Origin of the sequence: Vibrio sp. PID17_43, assembly GCF_002608565.1 — a bacterium.
Taxonomy (GTDB): Bacteria; Pseudomonadota; Gammaproteobacteria; order Enterobacterales; family Vibrionaceae; genus Vibrio.
In genome coordinates this window covers 119,705-128,557 of sequence record NZ_LIXM01000013.1, presented here as the reverse complement: position 1 = coordinate 128,557, position 8,853 = coordinate 119,705, and the positions used below count along the sequence as shown (strand labels likewise).

Genomic DNA, 8,853 nt, shown 5'->3' with positions numbered 1-8,853 from the left:
TTGAAGAAGTTAAAGACGACAAGAAATAAACCTTGTTAACTAGGCTGTCTAGGTCGCCTAGTGTCGATAAGACTTGTATATGCGGGCGTTTGGGGTAACTCTTACGCCCTCTTTTCGATCAAAACAAAATTAGAATAAGCGGTGAATATGTCCAAACGAGATTATTACGAGGTTTTGGGTATTCCTAAAGATACGTCAACCAAAGACATCAAGAAAGCCTATAAAAAACTCGCAATGAAATACCATCCCGATAAAAACCCGGGAGATAAAACAGCAGAAGAAAAGTTCAAAGAGATAAAAGAAGCCTACGAAATCTTAACTGACGACGAGAAACGTCAGCAATATGATCGATTTGGCCACGCCGCTTTTCAAGGCTCGAGTGACAAAGGTCACCACGATGGTCGCGGGCATTATCAGTCTGGTGGATTTGAAGATATCTTTGGTGGTGCGTTCGGCCGTCAAGGCTTTGGTGGGTTTGGCCGAAGCTCCGGTGGCTTTGGCGGCTTTGATGATATTTTCTCTCAAACTAGAGGTGGACGATCTCAACCAAGCAAAGGGCAGGATCACGAATTCACCTTAACGGTTGATTTTGTCGATGCCATTCAAGGTACGGAGAAAATCGTTGAGTTGCCAGTTAATGGCGAACAGAAAAAAATCAATGTTAAGATCCCACCAGGCATTCGAGATGGTGAAAAAATCCGTTTCTCTAACAAAGGGGCTCCTGGCATCAATGGAGGACCAAACGGTGATCTGCTACTAGTTATCAATACTCGTGATCATGCTTTTCTAAAACGAGAAAAAGATAACCTGTTGTGTACCGCTCATATTGACATGGTCAATGCTGCACTAGGTGGCGAAGTCGAAATCCAAGTCTTAGATAGCCGCTACAAACTCAAAGTCCCTGCCGGGTCTCAAAGTGGTCGTAAATTTAAAATGACGGGCAAAGGCGTGAAAAACCGTAAAGGTGTCACTGGCGACTTAATCGTAACGCTGCATGTTGATACCCCAACCAACCTTACTGTCACACAAAAAGATCTGCTAGAACAGTTCAAGGCGACACTTTAAGCGAGGTTCACCCACAAAACTTGCGAACCTAGTTGCCCGTCTCGATGTCACGATTTATCTTGTAACTCGTGACATCGGAACTGACAGACTAGAACAAACGACGCTTCATTCCCGCCCTTTCCATGATCCGCGTGGTAATTTCTTCTACCGACAAAGACGAAGTGTTGATGTAAGGGATCGCCTCTCGCCTAAACAGGGCTTCGACCGTATCAAGTTCAAGCTTACATTGCTCAGTGCTGGCGTACTCACTGCCCGACATGCGATTCTCTCGAATCTCAGTTAAACGCTCAGGATTAATCGTCAAACCAAACAATTTGTGACGATGAATTTCAAACTCTGGTAACAACCGCATCAACTTGATGTCTTCCGCAATAAACGGGTAGTTGACCACTCGCAAGCCAAACTGCATCGCCATATACAAACTGGTTGGCGTCTTGCCACTACGCGACACGCCAAGCAGAATAATATCTGCGTCTTCTAATCCTTTTAGAGTAATCCCATCATCATGTGCCAGTGTATATTCGATAGCAGCAATACGATCAAAGTAGGTGTCAGAATCTTTCCCTACGCTACGGGAGCGCTGTAATTTAGGTTGAGGCTCCATTTGAGTATCGTCCTGAACTTTTTGTACGATACTCTCCAGTACGTCATAGCAATAGGCAGGGGCTGTTCGAAGTATTTCACGAACATCAGGCAGCACTATTGAGAAAAACACCAATGGTTTAACACCATTGCGCTGGTAGGAAGTTTCAATTTCTTTGACTACATCGGCCACTTTGTCTGCGCTTTCTACAAATGGGAAGGCTTTTTCGTTAGGGATGAAAGGAAACTGGCCCAAAACAACATGCCCAAGCGTTTCACATGTTATGGCTGTTCCGTCAGAAACATAGAATACATCACGACTTTGGTTATTAATTTGCATTTGTATTTAGATTTTCAAAACCACTTGACTAGGATAATCAACATAATATTAACAAATAAGTTCAGCTTTCAATTACGTTCACCACAGGTTTGAAATTTATTTCACATTTTTTTCAACCAGAGCGTAAACGTTTGCCTTTAAGTCCCCCTACAAAAGCTGCAATGTTTCTGGAGAAAAAACATGCAAAAGAACACCCTCTGGTTCAATGGTCTATCCATGGATGATGTCGACAAAGTCGGCGGTAAAAACGCTTCACTTGGTGAGATGGTTTCTAACCTAGCCAATGTTGGTGTTTCTGTTCCCAACGGTTTTGCCACTACCTCCTATGCGTTTAATCAATTCCTCGATCACGAAGGGTTAGATAAGCGCATTCATCAACTGCTTGATGAACTGGATGTTGGAGATGTAGAAGCGCTGCGTAAGACAGGTGCCAATATCCGACAATGGGTATTAGATGCCCCATTCCCTGCCAATCTAGAGCAAGATATCCGTGACAATTACCGAGAGCTGACTGAAGGCCACCCTGAGATTTCTGTTGCAGTGCGCTCGTCAGCAACCGCAGAGGATCTACCGGACGCCTCATTTGCTGGTCAGCAAGAGACGTTTCTAAACGTAAAAGGCATTGATGCAGTATTAGAAGCAACTAAGCACGTTTACGCTTCTCTGTTCAATGACCGTGCAATTTCATACCGTGTACACCAAGGCTTTAACCACCGTGGCATCTCGCTATCGGCGGGTATTCAGCGCATGGTGCGCTCGGACAAAGCCTCTTCTGGTGTTATGTTCACCCTAGATACGGAATCTGGTTTCGACCAAGTCGTATTCATCACCTCTTCTTGGGGCTTGGGTGAAATGGTGGTTCAGGGCGCGGTTAACCCTGATGAATTTTACGTTCACAAGCCAATGCTAGAGGCGGGTCAACACCCAATCGTTAAGAAGACCTTCGGATCTAAACAGATCAAGATGATCTACTCAAACAGCCAAGAGATCGGCAAGCAAGTAGACATCATTGATACATCAGCAGATGAGCGCAATGCATTCTCACTCAATGACGAAGAGATCAAAGAGCTCGCCAAACAAGCGGTGATCATCGAGAAGCACTACCAGCGTCCAATGGACATTGAGTGGGCAAAAGACGGCATCGACGGCAAGCTTTACATCGTGCAAGCACGTCCAGAGACAGTATGTTCTCAAAGCGAGCAAAACGTGATTGAACGTTACGAGCTAAGCAACAAAGCGGACGTACTGGTCGAAGGTCGTGCGATTGGTCAGCGTATCGGGAGAGGTCCTGTTCGCTTGGTTGACTCTCTAGACCAAATGTCATTAGTGCAAGAAGGCGATGTGCTGGTAACTGACATGACTGACCCTGATTGGGAACCCGTGATGAAGAAGGCTTCGGCAATCGTCACGAACCGTGGGGGGCGGACTTGTCACGCTGCCATTATCGCTCGTGAACTTGGTATTCCAGCAATCGTCGGTTGTAGCAATGCCACTAGCAAGCTGACGGACGGTGAGACGGTTACGGTGTCGTGTGCTGAAGGCGAAACAGGCTGCGTTTACCAAGGTGAGTTGGAGTTCGAAGTGAAACGCTCTGCCGTTGATGAACTGCCAATGCTACCAACCAAAGTCATGATGAACGTGGGTAATCCAGACCGAGCATTCGACTTCGCTCAGATTCCAAACGAAGGTGTGGGTCTTGCTCGTCTTGAATTCATCATCAACAAGATGATTGGTATTCACCCTAAAGCACTGCTGAACTTTGATGCGCAACGCGATGAGTTAAAAGCAGAAATCACAGAGCGTATCCGTGGTTACAAAGGCCCAATCGATTTCTACGTCAGCAAGCTAACAGAAGGCATCGCGACGATTGCGTCTGCATTCTGGCCAAAACGCGTCATCGTTCGCATGTCTGATTTCAAATCGAACGAGTACAGCAACTTGGTTGGCGGTAAAGGTTACGAACCCCATGAGGAGAACCCAATGCTGGGCTTCCGTGGTGCGTCTCGCTACATTTCTCCAGTGTTTGAAGACTGTTTCGAGTTAGAAACCCAGGCAATCAAACGCGTTCGTAATGAGATGGGTCTGAAAAACGTTGAAATCATGATTCCATTCGTACGTACGCCAAGCGAAGCAGCATCGGTTATCGACTTGTTGGCGAAGTTCGACCTACGACGTGGCGATGACGGCCTAAAAGTGATCATGATGTGCGAACTGCCATCCAATGCGGTTCTGGCAGATGAGTTCTTGAAGTACTTCGACGGCTTCTCTATCGGCTCAAACGACATGACTCAGCTAACCCTTGGTCTTGACCGAGACTCAGGTGATGTTGCCCACCTATTCGACGAACGTAACCCTGCGGTAAAAGCCATGCTACAAATGGCCATTGATGCGGCAACCAAAGCAGGTAAATACGTGGGTATCTGTGGTCAAGGCCCATCAGACCACGATGACCTAGCCGAATGGTTGATGGAACAAGGTATCAGCTCTGTTTCCCTAAACCCAGATACGGTTATCGATACGTGGTTAAAGCTAGGCAACGTGCGTAAATAAGCCACTCTTCCCTAGTCAATGAGATAGCCCTCAAGCTCCGGTTTGAGGGCTTTTTCTTTGTTCTCCATGTCAAAGTAATGTGAGTTCGTGACTGAATCCCAAGCTATGCCTTCCTTTCGTACTCCCCTTTCGCTTTTTCACCTAAAATAAAAACAATCCTATTTCATAAAAGAACGGATATATGAAAAAGTCTCTTGCTCTTATCACTGCCTTAACTTTGCTCACGTCTCCGGCTTATGCTGACTGGGATGACATCTCGAACAGCCTCTCAGACCTAGGAGATGCCGTATCTGATACTGCAAAAGAGACTTGGGATAGCACCAAAGAGTTCTCCAAACAGGCTTGGCAAGATTTCACCAATTGGTCTGAAGAAGCGATTAATACCGCAGGTGAATGGACCGATGCCAGCATCGAAACCAGTAAAGAATGGATAGATGCCGCAGACAAAAAAATCGATGAACTGATGGAGGGCGACACACCAGAAGAGGCTCGCCAAGCGATTGACCTCATGGCGGATAGCACTCTACTCAAACTGTTTAACGAGAAACCTGAAGCCAAAATGCTTTACGACAAAGCTTACGGCTATGCGGTGTTTGATTCTCGCAAACTGTCGCTGATGTTTCACACGAATTCAGGCTCCGGAGTTGCGGTTAACAAATTGACCGACAAACGCACTTACATGAACATGTTTGGTGCTGGTGTTGCGTTTGGCGTTGGTGGTAAGTTCTACCAACAAGTGGTGCTGTTTGAGAAAGAAAAAGACTTCAACACCTTTGTTGAAGAAGGCTGGGAAGCATCGAGCGAAGCCTCTTTAGTTGCTGGCGCGGACGGCGAAGAAATGACAGCGCAATTCAACAGCGGCGTTGCAGTGTATCAACTCAACACCACAGGATTGTTGGTTGATGCAAACTTTTCTGGCTCAAAATACTGGGTCAATAAAGAGCTGACCGATTCACAGTAACCTTTCGGACACAATGGTTTATTTATGGGGAGCGATACGCTCCCTTTTACCGTCATTCCACGAACCTAAGTGAGACTAGGAATCTCATACAGTACGCCACCATACTCACCATGTTGCTTTAGCAACGAAATTGCGGATTACTTTGGGACAATAGCCAATCGCGTTATGCTTACCCCAACCTTTATCGAACTCTCGAATCACCATGCCTAACGACGCGTTCAACACTCAGCTTGCAGAGACAATTTTTGCCCTTAACTCACCAAGCTTCACGCCGAAACTGATGCGTGTCATTGGTTCCATATTGAGTTTTGATTGCGCAGTGATCCTTGGTTATCGTGTAGGTAAACACCCTATCTATCTGTATGATTCGATTGAGAATGAGCGCGAGCTACTGTTCCAACGTTATCTCACCACCTCTTTTCAAAACGACCCGTTTTATCAGAAGCTTAACACCAAAAAAGAACAAGGCCTCTTTACGCTCAAAGATGTGATGGGCAAAAACGTCACGCGTAACGATCTCGATTACCAAGCCTACTGCGAGCCGTTCTTCGGACTAACCTGACCACTCATTACCAAATCTGATGGCACTAAGTTTGGCAAAACTGAAGATGGTGCAGTCTGGTTGGATCCAAGTAAAACCTCACCTTACGCCTTCTACCAATTCTGGTTGTCTGCGGAAATGCCGATGTTCACCACTTCTTGCGTTATTACTCCTTCTTAAGCTGCGATGAGATTGTAGTGATTGAAGCACAAGACAAAGAGAGTAAAGGCAAACCGCAAGCACAGCGCGCTAACCTTTTTGGGAACCGGGCCGAATATTCATAGCAAACCTCAAATCTAGCCGCTACCCACTACCCGTCAAATTTTTACCCACAACCCGACTTAGTTCAAATTCATCAAAACGCAATTGGATGCTGTACAAACAAGTTACTATGGTTAATAAATAAGTGCACAAACTCTGCACATCACCCATAACAGGAGTAAGTATGGATTTCATTGATGGCGTGTTACAAGTCGAGTCTTTCTTGGCGGTTACTTTGGGGATCATCGTATTATTCCTCGGTAAACGTCTGACTCAGGCCAGTAACTTCTTGAGAGAGTTCAGTATTCCTGAGCCCGTTTCTGGCGGAATACTGGTGTCCGTCCTTTTTACTATTCTCCACTATGTTGCCCAAATCGATGTACAGTTTAACCTCGCAACTCGTGATCTTTTACTGGTGTACTTCTTTACCACTATTGGTATCAATGCAAGCCTGCAAGACTTATTCAAAGGTGGGAAGCCTCTACTCATCCTGCTGGCTGTGACCATCGGCTACATGCTGGTGCAAAACCTTACCGGTATCGGTATTGCGACTATGTTAGATCAGCCTGAAGCTGTTGGACTATTAAGCGGCACAGTTTCTTTAATTGGCGGGCACGGAACGGCGATCGCGTGGTCACCAAGAATTGCAGAGATCTTCGATCTTAACACTGCGATGGAAATCGGTATCGCAAGTGCGACCTTTGGGTTGATTCTTGCCAGTTTTATGGGTGGACCTATCGCCAAGCATCTAATTAATAAGCACAACCTCAAACCTGAGCAAGTGGAAGAAATGGATGTGGGGACTGGACAAGATGAATCACAAGTTGCCATTAACGCCTATGACTTCCTAGATGCAATGTTAGCCATTCACGTTTGTATTATTCTAGGTGCCATATTAAATGAAGGGGTAAGTAGCCTAGGTCTAGAGCTGCCACTCTTTGTGACCTGTCTGTTTGCGGGTATTCTAATGTCCAATATCGTTCCTACTTCTTATCCGCGCATAACGGGTACACGCTGGCCCGCTAGAAAACCGGCCGTTGCCCTGATCGCCGACATGGCGCTCGGCGCTTTTCTAGCAATGTCATTAATGAGCATGCAGTTGTGGGCATTGGTCGATTTGGCAGGGCCAATTTTCATCATTCTCGGCGCGCAATTTTTGGTCGCGATATGCACTGCGATTTTCGTTGTTTTCCCACTCATGGGAAAGAACTACGATGCTGCTGTTGTGTGCTCTGGCTTTGGCGGGATTTCATTAGGTTCGACACCAACGGCGATGGCGAACATGTCTGCTGTGGCAAAAAAATACGGTAACTCGCATCAAGCCTTCATTATTGTTCCTTTGGTATGCGCCTTCTTCATAGATTTAGCTAACGCACTTATCATCCCATACTTTATTAGTTTGATAAGTTAAAATGAAAATACCTAAGCATAGTAAAAATACTTGAATATAAATTATTAAAATAGTGCTAACACTTTACCCCAATGTAAGTAGTATAATACTCCCCCTGAAATATTTTGTTACGTAGTTGGTAACGGTAGAGATAAACATGAACAGCAGCAGATGGGCAGGTTTGCTTGGCGGCACAATCGTTTTATTGAGCACTTTGATTTTATTCGGTTCAACGGTACATTCTGCTTGGTATAACATTCCAATGGAGGCGATAAACGGCATTGCCTTCACTCTTGCATTTGGGCTCGGGCTGAATCATATTCTTGCTTATGTTGCAGCCATCATTACGCTTGTTGCACTGTTCTACCTTGGCTACGTGCTAGGTTACCGAATACACAACAAGTTGAAGCACTAAATTTGCGAAACTTGGAAAAAATGAGATAACAAAGGGAGCCATGACTGCTCCCTTTTTTGATTGTCGCCGTTACTGCAACTCGAAGAGAGGCTGCCATCTCAGTAACCTCACAAACCAAAAACTCCATTGTCACAGGCTTGTTCGTCAACAAAGTGAAACTAGAATCATTGAATAGACCATCGGCATCACATCCTAAATGGACAAAGAAAGCAGGCTTATCTGCCATCAATGTAATTTGGCTTCCCTCGCTACTCACTTCAATATGAGCCTTCTCCAGTGGTAAAGTTTTCAGTTCATGCGCATCAACATCTTCATCCAGTTGCCAAACAATAGTATTACTATCCGGAAAGACCGTTTGTTCTAACTGCCAAGACTGTTTCACTTCACCTTGCCAGCTAACCCATTGCAGCTTCGCATCTACACTCACTGCCACCTTGGCGTCATTCAGAAGATGTAAGCTCAGTACGCCTGTGTGTTCTGAACACACCAAATACTGCGGAGCAAAAAAGCGTTTAGCATGGTAATGAAGCGGCTTTCAACGGCCACTGTATTCCAAGCTCGACCACGAACTCACTGACCAGTTATCGTTGAGCTGCCAATACAACATGCCACGGCATACAGGATAAATCGTACGCCAATGGTCGAACGCGGTTTTTATTGCCATCACTTGTTGCACTTGGCTCAAATACAGCATCGGCTCAAACCCCTTAGGGAAACGGAGGAAAAGTCTCTTTGTTAAATCAATCAC

General features: G+C 45.6%; 6 protein-coding genes and 3 pseudogenes. 7 read left to right on the top strand and 2 right to left on the bottom strand.

All coding sequences use genetic code 11. The features are described from left to right. Positions 1 to 147: 147 nt before the first annotated feature. Positions 148 to 1,065, top strand: a complete 918-nt coding sequence (locus AK965_RS11160) for a DnaJ C-terminal domain-containing protein (protein ID WP_099079680.1) — start codon at positions 148 to 150, stop codon at positions 1,063 to 1,065. Between the two features lie 88 nt (positions 1,066 to 1,153). Here AK965_RS11160 and AK965_RS11155 read toward each other — a convergent pair whose 3' ends face one another. Then, entirely contained in the window at positions 1,154 to 1,987 is an 834-nt protein-coding gene (locus AK965_RS11155; RefSeq protein WP_099079679.1) for a pyruvate, water dikinase regulatory protein, read from the bottom strand. Positions 1,988 to 2,167: 180 nt separating this feature from the next. Between AK965_RS11155 and ppsA the strand changes: the two genes are divergently transcribed. The 6 genes and pseudogenes from ppsA (at position 2,168) to AK965_RS11125 (ending at position 8,105) form a co-directional block, all read left to right on the top strand. After that, on the top strand, positions 2,168 to 4,537 hold the full coding sequence (gene ppsA, locus AK965_RS11150; protein WP_099079678.1) for a phosphoenolpyruvate synthase: 2,370 nt from the start codon (positions 2,168 to 2,170) through the stop codon (positions 4,535 to 4,537). Between the two features lie 181 nt (positions 4,538 to 4,718). Further along, positions 4,719 to 5,498, top strand: a complete 780-nt coding sequence (locus AK965_RS11145) for a hypothetical protein (RefSeq protein ID WP_099079677.1) — start codon at positions 4,719 to 4,721, stop codon at positions 5,496 to 5,498. A 202-nt stretch (positions 5,499 to 5,700) separates the two neighbouring features. Next, positions 5,701 to 6,048 (top strand): annotated as a pseudogene (locus AK965_RS11140) (LuxR family transcriptional regulator); the annotation flags it as partial. Beyond that, positions 6,046 to 6,287 (top strand): annotated as a pseudogene (locus AK965_RS20540) (tyrosine--tRNA ligase); the annotation flags it as partial. The pseudogenes AK965_RS11140 and AK965_RS20540, both read left to right, overlap by 3 nt. A gap of 197 nt (positions 6,288 to 6,484) precedes the next feature. Next, positions 6,485 to 7,711, top strand: a complete 1,227-nt coding sequence (gene gltS / locus AK965_RS11130; RefSeq protein ID WP_099079676.1) for a sodium/glutamate symporter — start codon at positions 6,485 to 6,487, stop codon at positions 7,709 to 7,711. A 136-nt stretch (positions 7,712 to 7,847) separates the two neighbouring features. After that, positions 7,848 to 8,105 carry a hypothetical protein gene (locus AK965_RS11125; protein ID WP_099079675.1) on the top strand — a complete coding sequence of 86 codons (258 nt, stop codon included), beginning with the start codon at positions 7,848 to 7,850 and terminating at the stop codon, positions 8,103 to 8,105. A gap of 76 nt (positions 8,106 to 8,181) precedes the next feature. Here the strand turns inward: AK965_RS11125 and AK965_RS11120 are convergent. Further along, positions 8,182 to 8,853, bottom strand: a pseudogene (locus AK965_RS11120) (glycoside hydrolase family 2 protein); the annotation flags it as partial.

Coding starts and splice junctions, on each gene's coding strand:
- AK965_RS11160 (WP_099079680.1), top strand. CDS start 148: ATGTCCAAACGAGATTATTACGAGGTTTTGGGTATTCCTAAAGATACG.
- ppsA (WP_099079678.1), top strand. CDS start 2,168: ATGCAAAAGAACACCCTCTGGTTCAATGGTCTATCCATGGATGATGTC.
- gltS (WP_099079676.1), top strand. CDS start 6,485: ATGGATTTCATTGATGGCGTGTTACAAGTCGAGTCTTTCTTGGCGGTT.
- AK965_RS11155 (WP_099079679.1), bottom strand. CDS start 1,987: ATGCAAATTAATAACCAAAGTCGTGATGTATTCTATGTTTCTGACGGA.
- AK965_RS11145 (WP_099079677.1), top strand. CDS start 4,719: ATGAAAAAGTCTCTTGCTCTTATCACTGCCTTAACTTTGCTCACGTCT.
- AK965_RS11125 (WP_099079675.1), top strand. CDS start 7,848: ATGAACAGCAGCAGATGGGCAGGTTTGCTTGGCGGCACAATCGTTTTA.